The sequence below is a fragment of the Gordonia hankookensis genome (genome assembly GCF_014673215.1).
Classification (GTDB): Bacteria; Actinomycetota; Actinomycetes; order Mycobacteriales; family Mycobacteriaceae; genus Gordonia; species Gordonia hankookensis.
In genome coordinates, this window is the sequence record NZ_JACWMS010000003.1 from 142757 (window position 1) to 167604 (window position 24848).

Sequence of the window (24848 nt, forward strand, 5' to 3'; positions counted from 1 at the left end):
GGTTCACTCGACATGCGGCTGTGACACAAGCGTCGTAGCGTGTCGCGAGTGTCCCCCAGCAGCGCCTCGCCCCGCGCACCTCGTTCCCGGCCGCCCATGACCCTGATCGAGAACGCGCATGTCATCACCGTCGACGGCGCACGTCGTGAACTGCCGCAGGCGTCGGTACTGATCGACGGCGAACGCATCGTCTCGGTCGGCGAGCGTCCGGCGTCGCTGCCCGACGACGCCGTCCGGATCGACGGGCGCGGACACGTTCTCACGCCGGGGCTGGTCAACACACACCACCATCTCTATCAGTGGATCACCCGCGGTCTCGCCGCCGACCACACCCTGTTCGAGTGGCTGACCACGCTGTATCCGATCTGGGCCGGGATCGACGAGAACGCGGTGCGCACCGCCGCGCTCGGCGGCCTCACCTCGCTCGCGCTGTCCGGCTGCACGACCACCACCGACCACCACTACGTGTTCCCCGCCGACGGCGGTGATCTACTCGGCGCCGAGATCGACGCGGCACGGACCATCGGGCTGCGATTCCATCCCACCCGTGGATCGATGGACCTGTCGGAGAAGGACGGCGGACTACCGCCGGATTCGGTGGTGCAGGGCCTCGACGACATCCTTTCGGACAGCGCCGATGCGGTGTCCCGGTGGCATGATCCCTCCGCCGACGCCATGCTGCGTATCGCGCTCGCACCGTGCTCACCGTTCTCGGTGACCACGGACCTGCTTCGCGAATCGGCGCTGCTGGCCCGCGAACTCGGGGTCCGGATGCACACCCATCTCGCCGAGTCCCTCGACGAGAACACCTACTGCGACGAGCACTTCGGTTGCACTCCACTGCAATACATGGAGTCGGTCGGCTGGGTCGGCGACGACGTGTGGTTCGCGCACGGGGTCGAATTCGATGACGACGAGATCGAGCGTCTGGCCGCGACGTCCACCGGGGTCGCCCACTGCCCCACTTCCAATGCTCGTCTGGGCAATCGCATCTGCCGCACCCGCGACCTCGTCGATGCCGGTGTCCCGGTCGGTCTCGGCGTCGACGGGGCGGCGTCCAACGAGTCGTGCCGACTGCTCGAGGAGGCCCACCAGGCGGTCCTCATGGCACGCGCTCGGGGCGGCCCCACGGCGCTCACCACCCGGACCGCCATCGAGCTGGCGACCATCGGTGGTGCACGGGTGCTCGGCCGGGCCGACGACACCGGCTCGATCGAGGTCGGCAAGCTGGCCGATCTCGTGCTGTGGGACCTGTCGTCGGTGGCGCACAGTGGCATCGACGACCCGGTTGCCGCGCTGGTCCTCGGCGCCGTCCCGCCGATCATCGGCACCTGGGTGAACGGGCGACGGATCGTCGGCGACGGCACCATGCTCACCGTCGACACCGACGCCGTCGCCGCCGAGGTGGCCAGGGAGCATCGTCGCCTGATCGACAAGGCGTCCTGATGGATCTCAACACGATCACCGGTTATCGCCACGCCCGTGCACGCGAGGACCTGCATCTGGCCCCCGGCGAGAGGCTGGTCGCCGGTGGTACCTGGTTCTTCTCCGAGCCACAGGTGGATGCCTCGGGCATCGTGGACCTGTCGGAGATGGAATGGCCTGCGCTGGAAGAGCTTCCCGACGGCGGACTCCGGATCGGAGCCACCTGCACCATCGCCGAACTCGCCGCACTGCCCGCACGTTCGGGATGGCGGGCGCAACCGTTGTTCGGCGCATGCGCGAATGCCCTGCTGGCGTCGTTCAAGATCTGGAACGTGGCCACCGTCGGTGGCAACATCTGTCGCGCCTATGCGGCGGCCGCGATGGTCTCGCTCACCGCCGGACTCGACGGCGTCGCCGAGATCTGGTGCCCCGACGGCAACGATCGTCGAATCCCGGCCGCCGAGTTCGTCACCGGCAACGGCACCACCCTACTCGCCGACGGCGAAGTACTTCGCGCCGTCGACATCCCGGGATCCTCGATGCGCGCGACCACCGCATTCCGCAAGATCGCCTTGGCAGAACTCGGACGGTCGGGCGCGGTGGTCACCGGTCGCATCGACCAGGACGACTCGGTGGTCATCGGGATCACCGCGGCCACCACTCGCCCGGTCGTCCTGCGCTATCCGTCACCGCCGTGGGCGGCCCGGTTGCGTCGGGACGTCTCTGCCGTCGACGCCTACTACACCGATCCGCTCGGCGCGGCCGATTGGCGACGTGCAGTGTCGGTCGTTCTGGCAGAGGAGATCCGGACCGAACTCGCGGACGGGGTCACCCGATGAGGTTCTCGGTGAACGGGGCCGAGCATCAGGCGCAGCCGCGGCCGGGCCAGTGTCTGCGCACCCTGCTGCGTGACACCGCGCATTTCGAGGTGAAGAAGGGCTGCGACGCAGGCGACTGCGGAGCCTGCTCGGTGCTCGTCGACGACACCCCGGTCCATTCCTGCATCTATCCGGCGCAGCGAGTGGAGAACCGTTCGGTGACCACGGCGTCCGGACTCGGCACGCCAGACGATCTGCATCCGATGCAGCAGTCCTTCATCGACAACTTCGGTTTCCAATGCGGATTCTGCACGGCGGGAATGGTCGTCACGGCCTCCACACTGCGTCCCGACGACCTCGCCGACCTGCCCCGGAAGATGAAGGGCAATCTGTGCCGGTGCACCGGCTACCGGGCCATCCGCGCCGCCATCAGCCAAGGCCTCGCCGACGGCAACCGAACGCCCGCCGACAGCAACACGAATCCAGCCGACAGCACTCCGGTATCTGCGACCGGCAGCGTCGGCCAATCGGTCAACCCGCCTGCGGCGCGACGAGTAGTCACCGGTACCGAGCCCTACACCTTCGACGTCGCGGTTCCCGGGATGACCTACCTGAGAGTCCTCGGATCGCCTGTCCCCCACGCCCGCATCGCGTCGATCGACGTCTCGGCAGCCGAGCGAGTGGAGGGCGTCGCACTCATCCTCACCCACGAGAACGTATCCGGCAGACGGTTCTCCACGGCCCGGCACGAGCACCGTGAGGACGACCCCGACGACACACTGATCCTCGACCCGGTGGTCCGATTCGTCGGACAGCGGGTCGCCGCGGTCGTCGCCGACACCGCAGCGGCCGCGGAGCACGCGTGCCGGTTGATCGAGGTGACCTACGAGGAGTTGCCTGCGGTCTTCGATCCCGAGGAGGCCAGGCAACCGGGCGCGCCGCGCATCCATCCCGAGCGCACCGCGCTCGATCGCGTGAACCATGCGGACCGGAACACGATTGCCGACTTCCATCACGGGTTCGGAGGCGATGTCGATGACGCTCTGGCCCGCTCGGCGGTGACGGTCTCGGGCAGCTGGTCGACGGCCCGGGTCTCGCACGCGCAACTCGAGACACACGGCAGCATCGGCCTGCTCGACGACGACGGACGTCTGGTGATCCGGACCAGCAGCCAGGTCCCGTTCCTCGTGCGCGACGAACTGGCACACCTCCTCGATCTCGACGTCGACCGGATTCGGGTCTTCACGGCCCGCGTCGGCGGCGGGTTCGGCGGCAAACAGGAACTCCTCACCGAGGATCTCGTCGCGCTCGCCGTGCTGCGCACCGGCCGACCCTGCGGCTACGAGATGAGCCGTACCGACGAGATGACCCGCACCACCTATCGTCACCCGTTCCGCGTGGCGGTCGACCTGGGGGCTGACACCGACGGACGACTGACCGCACTGAAGATCGATGTCCTCTCCGACACCGGCGCATACGGAAATCATGCGATCGGGGTCATGTTCCATGCATGCGCCGAGTCGATCTCGGTCTACAACTGCCCGGTCAAGCGGGTCGATGCGGAGGTCGTCTACACCAACAACCCGCCGTCGGGAGCCTTCCGCGGCTACGGGCTCGGGCAGGTGATCTTCGCGGTGGAGAGCGCGCTCGACGAACTCGCGATCTCTCTCGACATCGACCCCTTCGAGTTGCGCCGCCGCAACGCCGTGGCCGACGGCGATCCACTCCTCATCACCCATCCCGAGCCCGAACCCGACCTGGTGTACGGCAGTTACGGTCTCGACCAGTGTCTCGACCTCGCGCAATCGGCGTTGGACCGTGGCAACGGCACTGCGCCACCGCCGGGACCGCATTGGCGTGTCGGAGAAGGGATGGCGTTGGCCGCCATCGCCACCATGGCACCGCGCGGTCACATCTCGCGGGTGCGGATCGGCGTGGACGCCGAGGGCGACTATCACGTCGGGATCGGCACATCCGAGTTCGGCAACGGCACCACCACCGTCCACACGCAGATCGCGGCGACGGCGCTGGACACCACGCCCGACCGGATCCGGTTGAGCCACGGCGATACCGACGCCGCCGACTACGACACGGGTGCGTTCGCCTCGGCTGGCATCACCGTCGCGGGAAAGGCACTCCACGCAGCGTGTATCTCGCTGCGCGAGAAGCTGATCGGTGCAGCCGCCGAGGTCGTCGGCGACGAGCCGGATCGCGTGGTCCTGACCCCCGACGGGGCGATGGCGGGCGAACGCCTGATCTCGTTCCGCGAGTTGATCGACGCCGTCGACGACGAATCACGCGTCGACGACCGGATCGTAGCGACCGGCGTGGAGAACGGCGACCTGCGGTCGATCGCGTTCAACGTGCACGCATTCCGTGTGGCAGTGAACACCGAGACCGGCGCCGTCGAGATCCTGCAGTCGGTCCAGTCCGCCGACGCCGGCACCGTGATGAATCCTCAGCAGTGCATCGGCCAGGTGGAAGGCGGTGTCGCGCAGGCCATCGGCTCGTCGCTGTACGAGGAGATCGTGCTCGACGGTCACGGTGTCCCGCTGACGCCGGTCTTCCGGAACTACCGGGTTCCGCAGATGGCCGACATCCCCACCACGGAGGTCTATTTCGCCGAGACCTCCGACGACCTCGGGCCTTTCGGCGCGAAGTCGATGAGCGAGTCGCCCTACAACCCGGTGGCCCCGGCACTGGCGAACGCGATCCGTCGGGCGATCGGCGTGCGCCCCCACGAGTTGCCGATGTCCCGCGATCGCGTGTGGCGACTGATGCAGGACTGAGTGCCGGGCCCCGGCCCCGACGCGGTCAGGCGCGCAACAACCCCTTGGCGACGTGGGTCACCTGGATCTCGTTGCTGCCTGCGTAGATCATCAGCGACTTGGCATCGCGCGCAAGCTGTTCCACACGGTACTCGGCCATGTACCCGTTGCCGCCGAACAGCTGGACCGCCTCCATCGCCACCTCGGTGGCGGCACGCGAGGAGTAGAGCTTCATCGCCGACGCCTCGGGCAGCGACAAGGGCTTTCCGGCGTTGGTCCGTTCGATGGCGTTGAAGAGCATGTTCTGCACATTGATCCGCGCGATTTCCATCTCCGCCAGCTTCAGCTGGATGAGCTGGAACTGACCGATCTCCTGGCCCCAGAGCGTGCGGTTCTTCGCGTAATCGAGCGACAGCCGCTGACATTCGTTGATGATCCCCAGCGACAACGCGGCGATGCCGACACGCTCGGCGGTGAACCCGGCCTTCGCCCCTTCGCCGCCTCGGGTGTCCGATCCGGTGTCCTCGGTCTCGCCGAGGAGCCGGTCCTTGCCGAGCCGCACGTTGTCGAAGAACAGTTCGCCGGTGGGCGAACTCATCATGCCCATCTTCTTGAACGCCTTGCCCTGGGTGAGCCCGGGCATGCCCTTGTCGAGGACGAACGAGAGCACCTTGCGATCACGGACTGGGGTGTCGTCGCCCTCGTCGAGCTTGGCGAACACCACGATCGTGTCGGCGTACGGACCGTTGGTGATGAACGTCTTCTGGCCTTTGAGAACGTAGTCGTCGCCGTCGCGTTTGACGCTCGTCTTCATGCCGCCCAGCGCATCCGACCCCGAATCGGGCTCGGTGATCGCCCACGCGCCGACCTTCTCCATCGTGACGAGTTCGGGCAGCCAGCGCTTCTTCTGCGCCAGGGTTCCCTTGCTGCGGATGGTCGATGCGGTGAGGCCCATGCTCACACCCATCGACCCCACCAGGCCCAGGCAGACACCGGCCAGTTCGATGTTGAGGATCATGAACGTCGAGCTCGACATGTTCCCGCCGCCCCCGCCGGACGACTTCTTCTCACCGTTCGCCTCGGCCTCGAGCTCCTTCTCCAGGGCTTCCTTCGCCATGGCGTCGACACCGAAGGTGGAAAGCAGTTTGCGGGTGATGTCATAGGGCGGCAGCTGGCCGGTCTCGAGCTCGTCGATGTGCGGCTTGATCTCTTTGTCGATGAACGCACGCAACGCATCTCGGACCATCACATCTTCTTCGGACCACTCGTACATCACATCTCCTCACGGGTGACGGCTTTCGCCTGCGAATTATCTGACAACCTGGTGCGCTGACCATGGTGAAAGGCGGATACAACAGAACCGTCGACGCCCGGGATACTGGTCGCCATGGTGACGACATGCTCCCCGCCCGATGACCCGGGTGAACTGCATCCCGCACTCACCGGCAGGTTCAGCCCGCAGGCTTTTGACCCACGGTCGACGATGACGGAACGCCAGGTGGATCTGCTGCTCGATGCGGCCAGACTGGCACCGTCGGCCGGCAACTCCCAACCGTGGTCGTTCATTGCCGCGCTGCGCGACGACGTGGTGCACCGCAGACTGATGCCGCTGCTGGCGCCGAGTTCGACTCGGTGGGCGGCTGATGCGTCGCTGCTCGTCGTCAATCTGGCGCATGCGCGGGTGGCGGACTCCCCCGAGTGGCAGTATTCCGAGTTCTCGCAATACGACCTCGGACAGGCAGTCGCCCACATGACCATGCAGGCGTTGGCACTCGGACTGGCCGTTCGACAGTTCCGCGCCTTCGACCGGGACGCCATCGCCCGCGAGTTCGAGGTGCCCACCCACATGGACGTCACGTCGATGAGCGCCTTTGGTGTCGCCGCCCATGACATCGCAGGATCACTTCCGGGATCGAGATCGCGACGCACCCGCCGCGATGTCGTCTGGGTTCGGGCCGAATCGCCCGACGAGAGCACAGCCGAGGGGTGAGTCTCAACGACCATTCGGCCACTCGAACATCGAAATACCCCCGGAGCCGGTGTTCATCGGAACACGTTTCAGTTTCTTGATGATCACTGTGTCAGGAGTGCCTGCGGATGTCTAGGTACGCAATCGCGATTTCGTTCCTTTGGTACCTCCGCGGAGTTCTCCACCAGCTCTGAACCCGTCGGCGTTCGCCGCGGCGAACGCTCCGGTCACTGATCGACCACCGATGTCGTCCGGTATGCCGCAGCCGGCCGCACCTCGACGGCGAAGAAATCATCCGCGTGCTCGGCGAGCAACGCCTGTGCCACCGGCATCGACACCACGCACATCGTGGTGGGCGGTTGCTCCGCGCGCCACTGGTGGATCCGTGCGACGAAGTCGACGACCGTCTCGCCGCCGTGCGGGCATGCACCGAGATCGGTGAACCACGCCGCCAGTTCGGCGGGTGGAACATCCTCGGGGGTCAAGCCGGACCACACCCCGAAGTCCACTGTGCGCAGCCGGACCTCGACAGCGGCACCGACGCCGAGGATCTCGCACGATTCGCGCGGCGCGACCTCGGGCCCGCAGGGCACGCCGATCGCAGTTGGTATGTCGTCGGCGATCGTCGCGGCGAGGGCCGAGACGGTTCTTCGCCCCCCGTCGTCCAGAGACAGATCACCGCCGAACCGCACCGATCGGTTGGGGCCGGTGCGGCCGGCGGTGATGACCAGCACTGTCCGGTGTCAGCCCTGCTCGGCGACGATCTTGTCGCCGGTCGTCACATCCGCAGTCGCTGCGGGGCGGGCGAGACGCCCGAGGATCACCGCGAACACCACCGTCAGCACGGTCCACAGGACGACCTGATTGGCGATCGTGTAGACCCGGAAATCGCCGATCACGTCGCCCGGGAAGCCGGGGAACATGATCTGTCCCGAATCGTTGGCGACCGGGCCCGGCACCTCGTCGAACTCTGGCAGCACGGCGACGGTGATCGTCACCGCCACGAGGTAGCCGACCGTGGCGGCAACTCCCGACAGCAGACCGCCCAGTCGCGGACGCAGCCACAATGCGAGCACCACCGCGGCGATCGCGAACGCGAGTGACAGCAGGGTGATCGCGAGGAACGCGCCGCTGCGCGCGCCGATCGTGTCATCGTTGCCGACGGCGGGTGGATTGGCCGGGTAGGCGAAGAACGGCACCCCGAACACGGCGACGAACCCGATCACGCCGAGTGCGCCGGCCGTCACGCGAGGATCGGTTGCCGGGTAATGGCGTCCCATGTAGGCCCACAGAATCGTGAACGCGACCGCGAAGAACGCACCCATGCAGACCGCGAAGACCACCGTACCGACCCCGGCACCGATGTTCTCCTGGATCGAACGGGTGAAGACCTCTCCGTGCTCGTGTGCGCCGTGCTCGCCCGCGAGCATCTCCTCGGCGTGCGAGCGTCCTTCTTCGTAATCGATCGCCTTGGCGACCTGCGGCTCGATGAACAGCCGGGCGAACACGTACGCGACGATTCCGGCGATCAGACCCGACAACAGGCCTGCGCCGATGAATTTCTTCTCCATGTGTGGTTGTCTCCCCTGTCCGTTCTCGCTCAGTGGCAGGGGAAGCCGAGGAAGTGCCTGGCGTCGTGCACGAACTCGTGGACATGGGTGTCGGACCCGAACACCGACACCGCGCCCTGGTCGTAACCCAGGAAGTAATAGGCGAGACCGGCGAGCAGCACGGTCAGGCTGAGCCACATCGCGGCGCTCGCCACCGAGAGATCCGGAACGGCCAGCGATCGGGCCTTTGTTGTCGTCTGCGTCGAGGCAGTCATACGGGTGGTCCTTTCCCGGGGATTTCGCGTCCCACTTCGTGTTGTCCCAAACGGTACGTTCCCAAACGGGTTGTCCCGATCGGGTTGTCGAAACGAACTCCACCAATGCCCGGCATTCTGGCTCTCCCGGCATGTCTGGCAAGCCGGGATCACAGCGGCGCGACCGCTCCGGATTCCCACCGGATTCCCCACGCACTGGTGTGAGAAGACTGTATACCCGGTCCTGTCGGTGACGTGAGGGATGATGGCAATGTGCCCCGCAAGGCCCCCGTCCTCGACCGCTTCACCGCCCCGACCCGGCGGTGGTTCACCGGCGCCTTCGACGCTCCGACGGCGGCCCAGTCGGGTGCCTGGTCGTCCATCGCCGACGGCGACAACACACTGGTCATCGCGCCGACCGGGTCCGGCAAGACACTGTCCGCCTTCCTCTGGGCTCTCGATCGGCTGGCCGCGGAGCCCGACCGCAGGCACGGCACCCGCGTCGTGTACATCTCGCCACTCAAGGCGCTGGCGGTCGACGTCGAGCGCAATCTGCGGGCACCGCTCACCGGGATGACCCGGGCTGCCCAGGAGCTCGACCTGCCCGAGCCATCCATCACGGTCGGGGTGCGCTCGGGTGACACCTCCCCGGCCCAACGCCGATCGTTGATCAAGACGCCACCGGACATCCTGATCACCACCCCCGAATCGCTCTACCTGATGCTGACGTCGGCCGCTCGCGAGACGCTGACCGATGTCGATGCCGTGATCGTCGACGAGGTCCATGCCGTCGCGGCAACCAAACGCGGCACCCATCTCGCATTGACCCTCGAGCGTCTCGACGAACTCCTCGAGAAACCCGCACAGCGCATCGGGCTGTCTGCAACGGTCCGACCGCCCGAGGTGGTCGCCGGCTTCCTCAGTGGCGCGGCACCGTGCCGGGTGGTGAAGCCCGCCGCCACCAAGACCTTCGATCTGCGTGTCGACGTCCCGGTCGCCGACATGGCGAACATCCCGGCGCCCGAGACCGCCGACGAGCTCGACGACGCGTTCTCCCCCACCGCCGGCTCACTGTGGCCGTATGTCGAGACGTCGATCGTCGATCTGATCGAGAAGAATCGCGCGACGATCGTGTTCGCCAACTCGCGACGGCTCGCCGAACGCCTCACCGCCCGTCTCAACGAGATCCGCGCCGAGCGCACCGGCACCACCGACGGGACACCGCCGCCGAATGCGCGCGTCGCAGGCGGCGCTCCTGCATTCGTCATGGCCAGCGGAGCGAGCGCGGGCTCCGCGCCGACTCTCGCGCGCGCGCATCACGGCTCCGTCAGCAAGGAGCAGCGCGCGCAGATCGAGGACGACCTCAAAGCCGGGCGGCTCGCGTGCGTGGTGGCCACCAGTTCACTCGAACTCGGCATCGACATGGGCGCCGTCGACCTCGTCATCCAGGTCGAGGCGCCGCCGTCGGTCGCCAACGGGCTGCAGCGCATCGGCCGCGCGGGACATCAGGTCGGCGAGATCTCGCAGGGTGTGCTGTATCCCAAGCATCGCACCGATCTCATCCACTGCACTGTCACCGTCGAGCGGATGCTCGACGGCGCGATCGAGGAGCTCCGGGTCCCGCAGAACCCCCTCGACATCCTGGCGCAGCAGACGATCGCCGCCGCCGCGATCGACGATCTCGACGTCGACCACTGGTTCGAGGTGGTCCGCCGTGCCGCGCCCTATCGCGAACTCGGCCGACAGGTCTTCGACGCCACCCTCGACCTGATCGCCGGGAGGTTCCCGTCGGACGAGTTCGCCGAGTTGCGTCCGCGGGTGACGTGGGATCGCGAGGCGGGCACTCTCGTGGGCCGCCGCGGCGCGCAGCGACTCGCCGTCACATCCGGTGGTTCGATCCCCGACCGCGGAATGTTCGGGGTCTTCATGGTGGGGGCGCAGGGAACGGGCCCGATGCAGGCCGAGAAGTCCACCCGGGTGGGCGAACTCGACGAGGAGATGGTCTACGAGTCGCGTGTGGGCGACGTCTTCGCACTCGGTGCGACGAGTTGGCGGATCGAGGACATCACCCACGATCGCGTTCTCGTGTCCCCCGCCTACGGTCAGCCAGGCCGTCTCCCGTTCTGGATCGGCGACACCGTCGGCCGGCCCGCCGAACTCGGTGCCGCCATCGGCAATTTCACCGGAGCCGTCGCCGATCCCGACACCCTCGCCGAGCACGCGGCACGCCTCGGTCTCACCGACTTCGCGCGCGACAACCTGGCCGCGCTGATCAGCGAACAGAAAGAGGCCACCGGCCACCTTCCGACCGACCGCACACTCGTCGTCGAGCGGTTCCGCGACGAACTCGGCGACTGGCGTCTGATCCTGCACTCCCCCTACGGATTACGCGTCCATGCACCGTGGGCGAGCGCGATTTCGGCACGTCTGCAGAACACCCTGGGCATCGAAGGTGCGACCACGGCATCCGACGACGGCATCATCGTGCGTCTGCCCGACACCGACGACGATCCGCCCGGGACCGGTGTCTTCGTCGTCGACCCGGACGACATCGAACAACTCGTCACCGATGCCCTCGCCGACTCGTCGATGTTCGCCTCCCGGTTCCGCGAATGCGCGGCGCGGGCGCTGCTGCTCCCGCGGCGAGACCCGGGACGGCGCGCACCGCTGTGGCAACAGCGTCAGCGCAGCGCCCAGTTGCTCTCCGTCGCATCGAAGTTCCCCGACTTCCCGATCGTCCTGGAAGCGGTGCGCGAATGCCTCCAGGACGTCTACGACCTGCCGGCCCTCGTCGACCTGCTCACCCGGATCCGCCGGCGCCGGATCCGGGTCGTCGAAACCGAGACCGCCAGCCCGTCACCCTTCGCCGCGTCGATGCTGTTCGGGTACGTGGGTGCGTTCATGTACGCCGACGATGCCCCACTCGCCGAGCGGCGCGCGGCAGCCCTCTCGCTGGACACCAGCCTGCTGGCCCAACTGCTCGGGCGGGTCGATCTCCGCGAACTCCTCGACCCCGCGGTCATCGCCGAGGTCACCGCACGGCTGCAGCGTCTGTCCCCCGACCGGCAGGCCCGCGACGCCGAGGACATCGTCGATCTCCTGCGCTGGCTCGGCCCGTTGAGCACCGAGGAGGTCACCGATCGCTACCGGGGCGACGATCCGGCCCTCGCACACCTCACCGACCTGCATCGGACCGGGCAGATCATCTCCGTCAATCACGGTGGGCGGCCATTGTGGGCGGCGATAGACGACACCGCACGACTTCGCGACGCCCTCGGCGTACCGGCCCCGATGGGCATCCCGGCCGCCTACCTCGAGCCCGTGCCGGACCCGGTCGGCGACCTGGTCGGCCGATACGCCCGCACCCACGGACCGTTCACCGTCGCCGAGGCCGCGCAGACTTTGGGTATGGCCATCGGAGTGGTCCGGGACACGCTGGTCCGGCTGGCCGCCGACCGGCGGGTTGTCGAGGGAGACTTCCTCCCGGACGGCGAACCGTCGGGCGGTCAGCGGGTCACGCAGTGGTGTCACGCCGACGTACTCGGTCAGATCCGGCGTGGTTCCCTGGCGGCGAGCCGAGCCGAGGTGGCCCCAGTCGACGTCGAGGTCCTGGCACGGTTCCTGGCGTCCTGGCAACACACCACAGCCGACGATCAGCTCGGCGGTGTCGACGGTGTGCTGACGGTCATCGACCAGCTGGCCGGATTTCCACTCCCGGCGTCCGCCTGGGAATCCCTGGTCCTGCCGGCTCGGATCCGGGACTACCAGCCGGCGATGCTCGACGAGCTGCTCAGCGCGGGTGAGGTGATCTGGTCCGGGCACGGCCGCATCGGCAATTCGGACGGTTGGGTCGCACTGCACCCCGCCGACGTGGCGCCGCTGACGCTGCCACCGCCCGACGAGATCGACACCACCGCGCTGATGACCCGCGTCGCCCATGCTCTCGAGCCCGGCGGTGCCCTTCGGTTCGCTCAGGTGGCCGACACCGTGAGCACCGACTCCACCTCACCGGTACCCGCTGCCGAGGTGGAGACCGTGCTGTGGGATCTGGTCTGGTCGGGCCGGATCAGCAACGACTCGTTCGCACCGGTACGTGCATTGATCCAACCGAGGCGCACCGCGTCGGCATCGAGATCGACACCAGCACACCGTTCGCGCGGCCGCGCTCCACGCCTACGGGCGCAGCGCCTGTCCACGCGCTATCTCGCGGAGCAATCGATCGGGCGCGCGGTTCCCCCGACGGCGAGTGGACGGTGGTTTGCACTCGAACGGCACGAGCCCGACCCCACCGTGGCCACTCAGGCAACCTGCGAGCAGCTCCTGGCCAGGTACGGCGTCATCACCCGAGGCAGTGTCGCGAGCGAGAATGTCACCGGAGGATTCGCCCGGATCTACAAGGCCCTCACCGTGTTCGAGGACAACGGCCAGGTTCGGCGCGGTTACTACGTCGACGGTCTCGGTGGGGCACAGTTCGCATCGCCCGCCACGGTCGACGACCTGCGGCGGCACGCACTCGTCGACCGCGGCAGCGAGAAGTCCGCCATCGTGCTGGCGTCGAACGACCCGGCGAATCCATTCGGCGCCGCGCTGCCATGGCCGTCGTCGACCTCTGAGGACGTGGGTCACCGTCCCGGTCGCAAGCCTGGCGCCCTCGTGGTGCTGGTCGACGGCGCGCTCGTCGTCTTCGTCGAGCGCGGCGGCAAGACCCTCCTGACGTTCAGCGATTCGACGTCCGCGCTGGAGTCGGCGGCAGATGCCCTGGCCGCCCTCATACGATCAGGGCGCATGTCCCGCTTGATGATCGACCAGGTCGATTCACAGCCGGCGCTACGATCCGACTTCGCGCGCATCCTGACGGCCGCCGGGTTCGCGACGACGCCACGCGGCCTCCGGATGCGCTACGGGCAGCATGCCTGAAGGTGACACCGTCTTCGCGACCGCCACTGCGCTTCGAACGGCTCTGGCGGGCAAGCGGTTGTCGTATACGCAGTTCCGTGTTCCACGGCTCGCGACCACCGATCTGTCCGGCCGCATCGTCGTCGCGGTCCGATCGAGAGGAAAACATCTGCTGATCGATGTCGCGGGCCCCGACGAGCGACGGCCGGATGTCGGTGCGGTGAGCATCCATTCACACCTGAAGATGGAAGGTGCCTGGCACGTGTACCCGGTCGGCCGCCGATGGCGACGACCGGGTTTCCAGGCGCGCGTCGTCCTGCGAACCGACGACGCCGAGGCCGTGGGATTCGACCTCGGCATCCTCGAGCTGTCCGACGATCCGGAAGCGGCGCTCGGCCACCTCGGACCCGATCTGCTCGCCCTCGACTGGGATCGGGACGAAGCGGTCCGCCGAATCGAACAACGTCCCGACGATCCGATCGGCACCGCGTTGCTGAACCAACGTCTGCTGGCCGGCATCGGCAACGTCTATCGCAGCGAGATCTGTTTCCTACGCGGGACATTGCCTACGCGCGATGTGCGAGATGTCGATGTGCCCGCGACAGTCGATCTGAGCAGACGCTTGTTGTGGGCCAACCGATCACGCACCGCCCGCACCACCACCGGACAGACCGCGGCGAGTGCGCGGCTGTGGGTGTACGGCCGACGAGGGCAACTGTGCCGACGATGCAGAACGCCGATCGAGCGAGGTCAACTCGGCTCGATCGGCGATGATCGCGTGATCTACTTCTGCCCAGGCTGTCAGACCTGACGAGATCGCGACGGTGGTCCTGTGGCGAGCGGTACCCGCCCCCGATTCAGACCGGATACCGTTCCGGCTCAGGACCGAACAGAAAGCGCCGGCCGCTGATCTCGTCGACCGAGATCTCGACGTAGTTGTACTTGATCGTGGGTATCCACGGGCGCAAGGGCAATTCGTCGGCGGCGGCGATGTCATGAGTCGACACCAACACGCGTGCAGCACCTTTTGCGACGATGCTCCAACCCCTCAGTGCGGTGTGGTCGTCGGCTTCGAAGGCGACGTTCTCGTTGACCGCGATCTCGGAGAGCTTGGTGCCCTCTCCCGTGCGGAAGACGATCCGTCCCTCACCGGCGTGGAAGTTGACCGGGAAGATGTCCGGCTGACCGTTGACGCTCAACGCGATTCGGCCGAGCGCGACGGTTGCGAGAAGTTCCCAGGCCTCGTCGTCGGTGAGCACCTGCACGACGTTGTCGACCATGATCCGTCCTTCTGTCATAACCCATTGTTCCTCCGGAACACATGGGCCGACAGTGCCGAAGGTCCCGACTTCGGCGATCACACATAACGGATTCAGTCCGGCACCGGGACCGGCTCCAGGATTTCCGGCCGCGCTTCGGGCGCCGCGGCCCGCAGGGCGTCGGCCGAATCATCGTCGGGTTGTAGCTGTGATGCGACCTCGGCCTCCACCCGGGCGATGTAGGTGGCGACCTCGAACGCCGTCTCCTCCTCCGACCACCCGAGGATCGGTGCCAGCAGATCGGCGACCTCCTGCGCGCAATCGACTCCGCGGTGCGGATATTCGATCGCGATCCGCGTGCGCCGCGCCAAGACATCCTCCAGGTGCAGTGCCGCCTCGTCGATCGCCGCGTAGACGACCTCCACGCGCAGATATTGCGGTGCGGCGGCGAGTGGCCGCAGCAACGACGGCTCGGTGTCGGCGTAGTAGAGGACGTCGTCGATCAGCGATCCGTAGCGGTTGAGGAGACGACGAATCCGGTAGGGATGCAAACCGAATCGACGACCCAGGTGCTCACACTGATTGATGAGTGCGAAGTAGCCGTCGGCGCCGAGCAACGGAACCCGTTCGGTGATCGACGGCGCGACCCGGGTGGGAATGAAGTCGGTACAGGCATCCACAGCATCGGCGGCCATCACCCGGTACGTGGTGTACTTCCCGCCCGCGATCGACACCAGCCCGGGCGCGACCGTCGCCACGGCGTGTTCACGTGAGAGCTTGGAGGTCTCATCGTCCTCACCGGCGAGCAACGGCCGCAACCCGGCATACACGCCCTCGATGTCACCATGGGTGAGCTTGGTGACCAGCACCTGGTTGACGCGCTCGAGGATGTAGTCGATGTCGGCACGGGTGGCAGCCGGATGGGCGAGATCGAGATTCCAGTCGGTGTCGGTGGTCCCGATGATCCAGTGGGTCTCCCACGGGATCACGAACAGCACCGAGTTGGCGGTGCGCAGGATGATCGCGGTCTCACTCACGATCCGATCCCGGGGAACCACGATGTGCACACCCTTGGAGGCACGAACCTTGAAGTGGCCCCGCTGTTTCGAGAGCGCCTGGACCTCGTCGGTCCACACCCCGGCTGCGTTGATCACGCAGTGGGCACGCACCTCACCGATCTCACCGGTCTCCGAATCACGGACCCGGACGCCGAGGACCCGATCCGCCTCCCGCAGAAATCCGACCACCTGGGTCGACGTCCGGATCACGGCGCCGTAGTTCGCCGCGGTACGCGCGACCGTGAGACTGTGCCGGGCGTCGTCGACCACCGTGTCGTAGTAGCGGATCCCACCGATCAACGAGTTCCTCTTCAGCGCAGGCGCCACGCGCAACGCACCTGACCGAGTGACATGACTTTGGCCGGGAACCGATTTCGACCCGCCCATCTGGTCGTAGAGGAACAGCCCTGCGCCCACATACGGGCGCTCCCACACCCGGCGGGTCAGTGGGTAGAGGAACGGCAGGGGTTTGACCAGATGTGGCGCGAGGAAACGCAGGGAGAGTTCCCGTTCCCGAAGTGCTTCACGCACAAGGCCGAACTCGAGTTGCTCGAGATATCGGAGGCCGCCATGGAACATCTTCGACGACCGGCTCGACGTACCCGAGGCGATGTCCCGAGCCTCGACCAGGGCAACGCGGAGACCACGGGTGGCGGCGTCGAGCGCGGCCCCCACGCCGACGACCCCGCCCCCGATGACGACGAGGTCGAACTGCTCAGCACCCAGCCGGCGCCACGCCTCGGCTCGGTAGAGCGGCCCCATATCCGCTGGTCGGTCTGGGTCGAACTCGGTGTTCATGCTTGCCGAGCCTAATTGATCTCCTCCGATGCCACCGCGTGCGACACTGTCCGTCGTGGGTAGTGCAAGCACATACGTCGCCGCGATCGACCAGGGCACGACGTCCACACGGGCGATGATCTTCGACCGGCATGGCCGCGTGGTCAGTTCCGAGCAGATCGAACACGAGCAGGTGTTCCCGCAGGCAGGCTGGGTGGAGCACGACGCATCGGAGATCTGGCGCAACACCCGTCGCGTGGCCGCCGCCGCACTGGCGTCCGCCGATCTGAAACACGGCGACATCGCGGCGTGCGGACTCACCAACCAACGTGAGACAACTCTCATCTGGGACCGCGAAACCGGCGAGCCGATCCATCACGCGATCGTCTGGCAGGACACCCGCACCAACGACCTCTGCGGCACGCTCGCCGGTGACATCGGGGTGGATCGCTACCGGGATCGCACCGGACTACCACTGTCGACGTACTTCGCCGGGCCGAAGGTGCGGTGGCTGCTCGACCATGTCGACGGTGCTCGACGACGTGCCGAGGCAGGCGAACTGTGTTTCGGCACAATGGATTCGTGGATCACCTGGAACATGACCGGTGGACGCGACGGCGGATTGCACATCACCGACGTCACCAACGCATCGCGGACGATGCTGATGGACCTGCGCACCCTGGCGTGGGACGAGGAGATCTGCGCCGACATGGGCGTGCCGATGTCCTTGCTCCCCGAGATCCGCAGCTCGTCCGAGGTCTACGGGCCGTTGCGCGAGCACGGATCACTGCCCGGCGTGCCGTTGGCCGGAATCCTGGGCGATCAGCAGGCCGCCACGTTCGGGCAGGCATGCCTGAATCCGGGCGAGGCCAAGAACACCTACGGCACCGGCAATTTCCTCCTCCTCAACACCGGGACCGAGCCGGTGTTCAGTGACCACGGCCTGCTCACCACGGTCTGCTACCGGATCGGCGATCAGGACGCGCGCTATGCGCTCGAGGGGTCGATCGCGGTCACGGGATCGCTGGTGCAGTGGTTGCGCGACAACCTCGGCCTCTTCGACCACGCGCGCGAGATCGAATCATTGGCCGCGTCGGTGGAGGACAACGGAGGCGCCTACTTCGTCCCGGCGTTCTCCGGACTGTTCGCGCCGCGCTGGCGACCCGACGCCCGAGGGGTCATCGTCGGCCTGACACGTTTCGTCGACAAAGGTCACCTCGCGCGAGCCGCCCTGGAGGCCAGTGCCTTTCAGACCCGCGAGGTCATCGAGGCGATGCAGGCCGACTCGGGCGTCGAACTGTCCACACTCAAGGTGGACGGCGGGATGGTCGTCAACGACCTGCTCATGCAATTCCAGGCCGATATCCTCGACGTACCGGTGGTGCGGCCGGTGGTCAACGAGACCACCGCCCTCGGCGCCGCCTACGCGGCAGGTCTTGCCGTCGGCTACTGGGAATCCGAGGACGAGATCCGCGCGAACTGGGCCGAGGACAAGCGCTGGGAACCCCGGATGGCAGCCGACGACCGCAGCCGTCTCTACGACGGCTGGAACCGCGCGGTCGGCCACAGCTTCGATCTCGCCTGAACGCCTGGGCGGTGGTCACGCCCGCGTGTCGATGAGTTCGTCGGCGACCCAGTGCGCCACCCGATCCGGGTATGGCGACGGCAACATCAGGACGACATGCGAGAAGCCTGCACCGAGTGCCTCGGCGATCTCCCGTCGCGTGTTGTCGGGGCGGTCGTAGGACACCGGCAGCGCGATCGACCGGGTGATCGTCGCCGGATCGCGGTCGATCTCGGCGCAGAATCGATCGACCAATGCACTGCGCCGGACGGCATCATCGATGTCGCCGCCCGGGATGTTCCAGATGTCGGCATGTTCGGCGACCACCCGCAGCGTCGGCGTGGATCGTCCTCCGATGAGGATCGGCGGGTACGGCGACTGCAGCGGTTTCGGGTTGCCGAATGCGCCGGTCAACTGCACTTTCTCGCCGTGGAAATCAAACGGTTCGCCCTCGCTCCACAGTCGGCGGATCACCGTGCAGGCCTCGGCGAGACTCGCGACCGCATGCGCCGCATCGTGATACGGCAGGCCGTGCGCGGCATACTCCCGCCGGGCCAGCGGATGACCCGGCCGGGATCCGGCGCCGATACCGAAGTCGAGACGGCCTCCCGAGACGATGTCGACGGTGGTCGCGATCTTGGCGAGCATGGCCGGAGGCCGAAACCTGTTACTGGTCACCAGGAGTCCGAGGCGCAGCCGCTCGGTCTGCGCTGCCAGCGCGGCGAGCAGTGTCCACCCCTCGAAGATCGGGCCGTCGGGGTCGCCACCGATCGGCATCAGGTGGTCGAAGAGCCAGGCGTGCTCGATGGCGGAGACCTCGTCGGCCTCGCGCCATACGCGCAGGATGTCGTCATAACCGACCTGCATGGGTGCGGTCATGATCCCGAAACTCGGATGTTCGATGGGAGCCATCGTGGCGCCTCCTCGGGGGTGCGGGACGTCGGGCTGCGGGTCGGCGTGTCGGAACGTCGATATTCGGTCGGGCACTGCGGCACGATGGGAGAGTAATCGGAACCGCGCTCCGATTATGATACGGAGCGCTGTTCCGTTTATCCAGCCCTCGATCGGAATGGAAGTGGACACGTGCCGGAGGACAACGACCGACCAGCGGCTACCCGGCCACGGGCGTCATCGCGCAAGCGTGCGGATGCGAGGCGCAACGAGCAGGCCCTGCTCGACGCCGCCGCGGCCGTCTTCGTCGTCTCCGGTGTGGAGGCGCCGGTACGTGTGATCGCCGATCGCGCCGGGGTCGGGATGGGCACGATCTATCGCCACTTCCCCACTCGCGCCGACCTCGTCATCGCCGTGTATCAGCATCAGGTCGAAGCCTGCGCCGAGGCCGGGCCTGCACTCATGGCGACCGCCGCCACTCCATACCGCGCACTCGGCGAGTGGGTTGAGCTCTTCGTCGACTTCCTGACCACCAAGCACGGCCTCGCTGCTGCCCTGCGCTCCGACACCGCGCGCTTCCAGGCACTGCACGCGTATTTCCTCGACCGGCTGGTACCCGTCTGTGGCACGCTGCTCGACGGAGCCGCGGCGGCCGGTGAGATCCGTTCCGACATCACCGCGCTCGAATTCCTGCGCGGCATCGGCAATCTGTGCATCGGCGGCGACGAGGACTACGACGCGCGACGCATGGTCGCGCTTCTGGTCGCCGGGCTCGGCACTCCCCGCCGGTCGCCGTAGTGGTCCTAATCCAGGTCGTCGTGGCGGACGAGCTGTCGCGCGGCCTCGGTCACCGAGCCGGTCAACGACGGGTACACCGAGAACGTCTGCGCGAGATCGGAGACCATCAGTTTGTTCTGCACCGCGAGCGCGATCGGGAGGATCAGCTCGGATGCGTTGGGCGCGACCACCACGCCGCCGATCACCACTCCGGTGGCCGGGCGGCAGAAGATCTTCACGAAACCACGGCGAAGGCCGCTCATCTTGGCGCGCGGGTTGGTCGCGAGCGGGAGCATCACGGTCCGTGCCGGGTATTCACCGGCGTCGATGGCCGTCTGCGACACCCCGACGGTGGCGATCTCGGGACGCGTGAAGATCGCGGATGCAACGGTTTTCAGCTTGATGGGACTGACGCCCTCGCCGAGTGAGTGGTACATGGCGATCCGCCCCTGCATCGCCGCCACCGACGCGAGCGGCAGCAGACCGGTGCAGTCCCCCGCGGCGTACACACCCGGAACCGATGTCCGCGACACCCGATCGACGGTGATGTAGCCGTTCCGGTCGATCTCCACGCCTGCCCGGTCGAGCCCGAGATCGTTCGTGTTGGGTACCGATCCCACCGTCATCAACACATGGGAGCCGGTTACCGTGCGCCCGTCGGTCAGGTGCGCAGTCACCGAATCCCCGTGCCGCTCAACCTTGTCCGCACGTGCGTGCTTGATCAGTTCGACGCCGCGTTCGGCCAACGCATCCTCGAGGACCAGCGCGGCATCCTCGTCCTCGCCGGGCAGGACCCGGTCGCGACTGGACACGAGGGTCACCTTGACACCCAATTCGGTGTAGGCGTGCACGAACTCGGCGCCGGTCACACCCGAACCGATCACGACCAGGTGCTCGGGCAGTTCTTCCAGGTCGTAGAGCTGACGCCAGTTGAGGATTCGTTCGCCGTCGGGCCGGGCGTCGGCCAGGACCCGTGGCGAGGCGCCGGTCGCGATCAGGACCACATCGCCCTCGTAGCGCTGCGTCGATCCGTCGGGCAGGGTGACGATCACCCCGTGCGCGGACACGCCGACCTGCCGTTCATCCAGTTGCGCACGGCCGGACACCAGGGTGACACCCTCGCTGATCAGCCGGGACCTGATATCGGCGGACTGGGCGAAGGCCAGGTCCCGGACGCGCTGATGGATCTGCGGCACGGTCACCAGGGCATCATCGGTCCGGATGTTGATGCCCAGATCGACGGCGCGGCGCACCTCGGTCCGGATGCCGGTGGACGCGATGAAGGTCTTCGACGGCACACAGTCCCACAGGACGCACGCGCCGCCGATGCCGTCGGAATCGATCACGGTGATGTCGGCGCCGTAGGCGGCTGCGGCGAGCGCGGCCTCGTAACCCGCGGGTCCACCGCCGATGATCACGATCTTGGTCACTGTGAGTCCTCTCCTCATCCTCGGCAGACAGAGTCGATCCGGGCCGCCATCTCGCTCCCGGCGCGTGGTCCGTCGTGTACCAACCTAGTCCCCGGCCCGATTCGCGGCGCGCGGTCGGGCAGGCTCGGCTTTCGCGGGGCGCGCCGACCATCTAGGCTTTCGCCCGTGCCGATTTACGCCGCCTACGGTTCGAACATGCATCCCGAGCAGATGGCCGAGCGTGCACCGCACTCGCCGATGTCGGGAACCGGGTGGCTGCATGGCTGGCGACTGACCTTCGGCGGCGGGGACATCGGCTGGGAGGGTTCGCTTGCGACCGTCACCGAGGACCGGGACGATTCCGATGCCAAGGTCTTCGTGGTCCTCTACGACGTGACCTCCGAGGACGAGGACAACCTCGACCGCTGGGAGGGCTCCGAACTCGGTATCCATGTCAAGATCCGCGCACGCATCCACACGGCCGACGGCCCGGTGCTCGCCTGGCTCTATGTGCTCGACGCATACGAGGGCGGCCTGCCGTCGGCGCGCTACCTCGGTGTGATGGCCGAGGCGGCGGAGATCGCAGGCGCGCCCGCCGAGTACGTACAGGACCTTCGACTGCGCGAATCGCGAAACGTCGGGCCCGGCCCCGGCCCCGACGAGTCCTAGGACCGGCGTTCGGCCGGTCAGGCGACGCCCAGCGCGATGCCGGCGAGGGTCCGCACCCCGATCTCCAAGGCGCGCTCGTCGAGGTCGAAGCCCGGCTGATGTAGGTCGCCATGGGGACCGATGCCGTCCCAGACACCGAGCCGGCCCATCGCACCCGGCACGTGCTCGAGGTACCACGAGAAGTCTTCGCCGCCCGGCGACTGCGGGGTGTCCGCGACGGCGTTCGGCCCGATTGCGGCTACAGCGGTACGCATCATCGCGACCGCGACCTCGTCGTTGACGACCGGCGGCACCCCGCGGAAGTACGACAGGTCGTAGCGCACACCGAGGGGCGCGAGAAGTTCACCGATCACACTGCGGACCAGGGGTTCGAGTTCTGCCCAGGTCGTGTGGTCGCCGGTACGGACGGTGCCCCGCAGCCGACCCTCCTGCGGGATCGCGTTCGGGGCGTTGCCGGCATGCGCGGCGCCCCACACCATCACGGTTCCCGACCGCGGATCGATACGGCGGGACAGGATGCCCGGCAGGCCGGTGATCACCGTGCCCATGGCATACACCAGGTCACCGGTGAGATGCGGACGCGATGTGTGGCCGCCCGCGGAATGCAGTTGCAGATCGATGTGGTCGGCCGCCGACGTCAACGCACCCGACCGTAATCCGACCGACCCCACCGGGAGTTTCGGATCACAGTGCAACGCGAATATCCGACTGACACCGTTCATCACACCCGCGGCGACGGCATCGAGTGCGCCACCGGGCATGACCTCTTCGGCCGGCTGGAAGATCAGACGTACGCCCACCGGCAGCGCATCCACGGAGGCGAGCAATTTGGCCACCCCCATGAGGATTGCCGTATGGGCGTCGTGGCCGCACGCGTGCGAGACCCCTTCGACCGTGGAGCTGAACGCGAGTCCGGTGCGTTCGGTGATCGGCAGGGCATCCATGTCCGCACGCAACGCGACCCGTGGCTGGTCGGCGCGTCCGAGATCACATACGACGCCTGTCCCCAACGGCAACCGACGGGGTTGCAGACCTGCCGCGGTCAGCTCGGCGATCACCAGGTCGGTGGTGTTGATCTCCTGCCGCGAGAGCTCTGGCTGCGCATGGATGTGGCGCCGCCACGCCACCACATCCTGGCCATGCGCTGCCCACCACGCACCGATCAGATCACGCGGCGCCACCGGTTGGGCCTCGGTCTCACTCACGGCCATGCCCACCCCTCACAACAGGGTCGCAGGTGTCGGGGTCTCGAGGTCGGCGATCAGCGGCTGCCGGAGCCCGCGCTTGATCAATCCGAGATTGGGACCTGCCAGCGGTGCGCGTTCCAGGCCGAGCTCCGCGGCCCTACCGACCAGTCTGTCCACATCGACCGACTCCTCGACGATCCCGGCGCCCACGGCGTCGTCTGCGCCATATCGCCTGGAGGTCAGCATCGCCTCGGTCGCAGCGGCATCGGTGAGCCGGGTACGGATCAGTGAACTCATGCCGCGGGTGAACGGCATCCCGAGCGCCGCCTCGGGCAGCGACCAGAATCCCCGCTCGGTGCGCATCACGCGGACATCGGCGCACAGGGCCAGCATGGCGCCTGCGCCGAAGGCGTGCCCGTTCACGGCGGCGACCGTCGGGACGGGCAGGGTGAGGAGCTTGACGTAGAGCTCATGGACACGATCGAGGTAGCGCGGCAATCCGCTCGCGTTCGCCGCGATGTAGTCGGTATCGAGTCCGTTGCTGAAGAACTTCCCGGTGGCGGTGATCACGAGTGGTTTCGTCGGCTCCGCGGCAACCTGGTCGAGGAGATCGCCGACCGAGGCAAGCCAGTCGAGCCGGAACCGGTTGTCGGGATTCGACGCGTCGAGTTCGACGCCCTCGGAGCCGAGGTAGAGCTCGCTGACTTCGCCTGCAGAACTGAGAAACGGCATGTAGCGACCTTATCGCCGCGCATTAAGGTTAGGGCCATGGACCCCACTGCCGACGCCGATGCCGCAGCCGTCGCGGCTGCCGCGACGATCGCCGCCGAGACCGACTGCGCCGCCCACGACGTCGCCGTGGTCCTCGGATCGGGCTGGGCCCCGGCGGCGCGGGCGTTCGGCGCACCGGTCGCCAGCGTCCCGATGGCCGCACTACCCGGTTTCACCCCGCCGAAAGCAGCAGGTCACGGCGGAATCGTGCACTCGGTGCAGGTCGCCGATCGCCGGGTCATGATCCTGTTGGGCCGGATCCACGCCTACGAGGGACATCACCTGGCCCGGGTGGTCCACCCGGTCCGGACCGCCGCCGCGGCCGGAGCTCACACGATCGTGCTGACCAACGCCGCCGGCGGGCTCCGCGACGACATGGCGGTCGGCCAGCCCGTCCTGATCGCCGACCACCTCAACCTCACCGGGCGATCCCCGCTGGTCGGCGCGCAGTTCGTCGATCTTGTCGACGCGTACTCCCCGAAACTGCGTGAGATCGCCCGCCGCACCGACCCGTCCCTCACCGAGGGCGTCTATGCCGGGCTGTCGGGCCCGCACTACGAGACGCCCGCAGAGATCCGCATGCTGCGCACGCTCGGCGCCGATCTGGTCGGGATGTCGACGGTCCACGAGACCATCGCGGCGCGTGCCGCGGGCCTGAACGTCCTCGGGATGTCGCTGGTCACCAATCTCGCGGCCGGGATGACCGGCGAACCGCTCAGTCACACCGAGGTTCTCGAGGTCGGGCAGGCCTCGGCCGCCCGGATGGGTGAGCTCCTCGCCTCGATCATCGCCGAGGTGTGACGCGA

20 protein-coding genes and 1 riboswitch are annotated in these 24848 nt (G+C 67.4%); of the genes, 10 read left to right on the plus strand and 10 right to left on the minus strand.

Annotated features, from left to right (window positions below; translation table 11 throughout):
- The first annotated feature begins 96 nt into the window (after positions 1 to 96).
- The 3 genes from IDF66_RS15130 to IDF66_RS15140 are packed head-to-tail and all read left to right on the plus strand — an operon-like array spanning position 97 to position 5032.
- Positions 97 to 1446, plus strand: a complete 1350-nt coding sequence (locus IDF66_RS15130) for an 8-oxoguanine deaminase (protein ID WP_190268024.1) — start codon at positions 97 to 99, stop codon at positions 1444 to 1446.
- Positions 1446 to 2264, plus strand: a complete 819-nt coding sequence (locus tag IDF66_RS15135; RefSeq protein WP_190267594.1) for an FAD binding domain-containing protein — start codon at positions 1446 to 1448, stop codon at positions 2262 to 2264. The genes IDF66_RS15130 and IDF66_RS15135 overlap by 1 nt, the downstream gene beginning before the upstream one ends.
- On the plus strand, positions 2261 to 5032 hold the full coding sequence (locus IDF66_RS15140) for a molybdopterin-dependent oxidoreductase (protein WP_190267595.1): 2772 nt from the start codon (positions 2261 to 2263) through the stop codon (positions 5030 to 5032). Before IDF66_RS15135 ends, IDF66_RS15140 begins: the two co-directional genes overlap by 4 nt.
- A 25-nt stretch (positions 5033 to 5057) precedes the next feature.
- Here the strand turns inward: IDF66_RS15140 and IDF66_RS15145 are convergent, their stop codons facing one another.
- Positions 5058 to 6284 (minus strand): acyl-CoA dehydrogenase family protein, encoded by a 1227-nt coding sequence (locus IDF66_RS15145; protein ID WP_190267596.1) that lies wholly within the window; start codon positions 6282 to 6284, stop codon positions 5058 to 5060.
- A gap of 114 nt (positions 6285 to 6398) precedes the next feature.
- Between IDF66_RS15145 and IDF66_RS15150 the strand changes: the two genes are divergently transcribed.
- Positions 6399 to 7001, plus strand: a complete 603-nt coding sequence (locus tag IDF66_RS15150) for a nitroreductase family protein (RefSeq protein WP_190267597.1) — start codon at positions 6399 to 6401, stop codon at positions 6999 to 7001.
- 206 nt (positions 7002 to 7207) lie between these two features.
- Here IDF66_RS15150 and IDF66_RS15155 read toward each other — a convergent pair whose 3' ends face one another.
- The 3 genes from IDF66_RS15155 to IDF66_RS15165 are packed head-to-tail and all read right to left on the minus strand — an operon-like array spanning position 7208 to position 8805.
- A complete protein-coding gene (locus IDF66_RS15155; protein ID WP_190267598.1) occupies positions 7208 to 7714 on the minus strand; it encodes a histidine phosphatase family protein in 507 nt (168 codons plus the stop codon).
- A gap of 9 nt (positions 7715 to 7723) precedes the next feature.
- Positions 7724 to 8551, minus strand: coding sequence for a CbtA family protein (locus tag IDF66_RS15160; protein WP_190267599.1), 828 nt, complete (start codon positions 8549 to 8551; stop codon positions 7724 to 7726).
- A gap of 29 nt (positions 8552 to 8580) precedes the next feature.
- Positions 8581 to 8805, minus strand: a complete 225-nt coding sequence (locus IDF66_RS15165) for a CbtB domain-containing protein (protein WP_190267600.1) — start codon at positions 8803 to 8805, stop codon at positions 8581 to 8583.
- A 111-nt stretch (positions 8806 to 8916) separates the two neighbouring features.
- Positions 8917 to 8994, minus strand: a riboswitch (cobalamin riboswitch).
- Between the two features lie 63 nt (positions 8995 to 9057).
- On the opposite strand from IDF66_RS15165, the gene IDF66_RS15170 reads away from it, so the two are divergent.
- Both IDF66_RS15170 and IDF66_RS15175 read left to right on the plus strand, forming a co-directional pair.
- Positions 9058 to 13701: an ATP-dependent helicase gene (locus tag IDF66_RS15170; protein ID WP_190267601.1), complete on the plus strand. Its 4644-nt coding sequence runs from the start codon at positions 9058 to 9060 to the stop codon at positions 13699 to 13701.
- Complete coding sequence (locus IDF66_RS15175) at positions 13694 to 14491, plus strand: Fpg/Nei family DNA glycosylase (protein ID WP_190267602.1); 798 nt, start codon at positions 13694 to 13696, stop codon at positions 14489 to 14491. The genes IDF66_RS15170 and IDF66_RS15175 overlap by 8 nt, the downstream gene beginning before the upstream one ends.
- 46 nt (positions 14492 to 14537) lie before the next feature.
- Here IDF66_RS15175 and IDF66_RS15180 read toward each other — a convergent pair whose 3' ends face one another.
- Together IDF66_RS15180 and glpD are read right to left on the minus strand one after the other, a co-directional pair.
- Positions 14538 to 14960: a pyridoxamine 5'-phosphate oxidase family protein gene (locus tag IDF66_RS15180; RefSeq protein ID WP_164308450.1), complete on the minus strand. Its 423-nt coding sequence runs from the start codon at positions 14958 to 14960 to the stop codon at positions 14538 to 14540.
- Positions 14961 to 15052: 92 nt separating this feature from the next.
- Positions 15053 to 16795, minus strand: coding sequence for a glycerol-3-phosphate dehydrogenase (gene glpD / locus IDF66_RS15185; RefSeq protein WP_164308449.1), 1743 nt, complete (start codon positions 16793 to 16795; stop codon positions 15053 to 15055).
- A 28-nt stretch (positions 16796 to 16823) separates the two neighbouring features.
- Between glpD and glpK the strand changes: the two genes are divergently transcribed.
- Entirely contained in the window at positions 16824 to 18359 is a 1536-nt protein-coding gene (gene glpK, locus IDF66_RS15190; protein ID WP_190267603.1) for a glycerol kinase GlpK, read from the plus strand.
- A gap of 15 nt (positions 18360 to 18374) precedes the next feature.
- Here glpK and IDF66_RS15195 read toward each other — a convergent pair whose 3' ends face one another.
- Positions 18375 to 19250 carry an LLM class flavin-dependent oxidoreductase gene (locus IDF66_RS15195; RefSeq protein ID WP_190267604.1) on the minus strand — a complete coding sequence of 292 codons (876 nt, stop codon included), beginning with the start codon at positions 19248 to 19250 and terminating at the stop codon, positions 18375 to 18377.
- Positions 19251 to 19421: 171 nt separating this feature from the next.
- Between IDF66_RS15195 and IDF66_RS15200 the strand changes: the two genes are divergently transcribed.
- Positions 19422 to 20027 carry a TetR/AcrR family transcriptional regulator gene (locus IDF66_RS15200; RefSeq protein WP_190267605.1) on the plus strand — a complete coding sequence of 202 codons (606 nt, stop codon included), beginning with the start codon at positions 19422 to 19424 and terminating at the stop codon, positions 20025 to 20027.
- A gap of 5 nt (positions 20028 to 20032) precedes the next feature.
- Here the strand turns inward: IDF66_RS15200 and IDF66_RS15205 are convergent, their stop codons facing one another.
- Entirely contained in the window at positions 20033 to 21436 is a 1404-nt protein-coding gene (locus IDF66_RS15205) for an NAD(P)H-quinone dehydrogenase (RefSeq protein ID WP_190267606.1), read from the minus strand.
- A 165-nt stretch (positions 21437 to 21601) separates the two neighbouring features.
- Between IDF66_RS15205 and IDF66_RS15210 the strand changes: the two genes are divergently transcribed.
- A complete protein-coding gene (locus IDF66_RS15210) occupies positions 21602 to 22084 on the plus strand; it encodes a gamma-glutamylcyclotransferase (RefSeq protein ID WP_164308444.1) in 483 nt (160 codons plus the stop codon).
- Positions 22085 to 22101: 17 nt separating this feature from the next.
- On the opposite strand, the gene IDF66_RS15215 is transcribed toward IDF66_RS15210, so the two are convergent.
- Positions 22102 to 23289, minus strand: coding sequence for an amidohydrolase (locus tag IDF66_RS15215; RefSeq protein WP_317628721.1), 1188 nt, complete (start codon positions 23287 to 23289; stop codon positions 22102 to 22104).
- A gap of 15 nt (positions 23290 to 23304) precedes the next feature.
- Positions 23305 to 24003 (minus strand): enoyl-CoA hydratase/isomerase family protein, encoded by a 699-nt coding sequence (locus tag IDF66_RS15220; RefSeq protein WP_164308442.1) that lies wholly within the window; start codon positions 24001 to 24003, stop codon positions 23305 to 23307.
- A gap of 36 nt (positions 24004 to 24039) precedes the next feature.
- Between IDF66_RS15220 and IDF66_RS15225 the strand changes: the two genes are divergently transcribed.
- Complete coding sequence (locus IDF66_RS15225) at positions 24040 to 24843, plus strand: purine-nucleoside phosphorylase (protein WP_190267607.1); 804 nt, start codon at positions 24040 to 24042, stop codon at positions 24841 to 24843.
- Positions 24844 to 24848 lie beyond the last annotated feature (5 nt).

What these genes read in the sequence shown, in the direction of transcription:
- IDF66_RS15130 (WP_190268024.1), top strand. Translation starts at nt 97, where the DNA reads ATGACCCTGATCGAGAACGCGCATGTCATCACCGTCGACGGCGCACGT.
- IDF66_RS15135 (WP_190267594.1), top strand. Translation starts at nt 1,446, where the DNA reads ATGGATCTCAACACGATCACCGGTTATCGCCACGCCCGTGCACGCGAG.
- IDF66_RS15140 (WP_190267595.1), top strand. Translation starts at nt 2,261, where the DNA reads ATGAGGTTCTCGGTGAACGGGGCCGAGCATCAGGCGCAGCCGCGGCCG.
- IDF66_RS15145 (WP_190267596.1), bottom strand. Translation starts at nt 6,284, where the DNA reads ATGTACGAGTGGTCCGAAGAAGATGTGATGGTCCGAGATGCGTTGCGT.
- IDF66_RS15150 (WP_190267597.1), top strand. Translation starts at nt 6,399, where the DNA reads ATGGTGACGACATGCTCCCCGCCCGATGACCCGGGTGAACTGCATCCC.
- IDF66_RS15160 (WP_190267599.1), bottom strand. Translation starts at nt 8,551, where the DNA reads ATGGAGAAGAAATTCATCGGCGCAGGCCTGTTGTCGGGTCTGATCGCC.
- IDF66_RS15165 (WP_190267600.1), bottom strand. Translation starts at nt 8,805, where the DNA reads ATGACTGCCTCGACGCAGACGACAACAAAGGCCCGATCGCTGGCCGTT.
- IDF66_RS15175 (WP_190267602.1), top strand. Translation starts at nt 13,694, where the DNA reads ATGCCTGAAGGTGACACCGTCTTCGCGACCGCCACTGCGCTTCGAACG.
- IDF66_RS15180 (WP_164308450.1), bottom strand. Translation starts at nt 14,960, where the DNA reads ATGGTCGACAACGTCGTGCAGGTGCTCACCGACGACGAGGCCTGGGAA.
- glpD (WP_164308449.1), bottom strand. Translation starts at nt 16,795, where the DNA reads ATGAACACCGAGTTCGACCCAGACCGACCAGCGGATATGGGGCCGCTC.
- glpK (WP_190267603.1), top strand. Translation starts at nt 16,824, where the DNA reads ATGCCACCGCGTGCGACACTGTCCGTCGTGGGTAGTGCAAGCACATAC.
- IDF66_RS15195 (WP_190267604.1), bottom strand. Translation starts at nt 19,250, where the DNA reads ATGGCTCCCATCGAACATCCGAGTTTCGGGATCATGACCGCACCCATG.
- IDF66_RS15220 (WP_164308442.1), bottom strand. Translation starts at nt 24,003, where the DNA reads ATGCCGTTTCTCAGTTCTGCAGGCGAAGTCAGCGAGCTCTACCTCGGC.
- IDF66_RS15225 (WP_190267607.1), top strand. Translation starts at nt 24,040, where the DNA reads ATGGACCCCACTGCCGACGCCGATGCCGCAGCCGTCGCGGCTGCCGCG.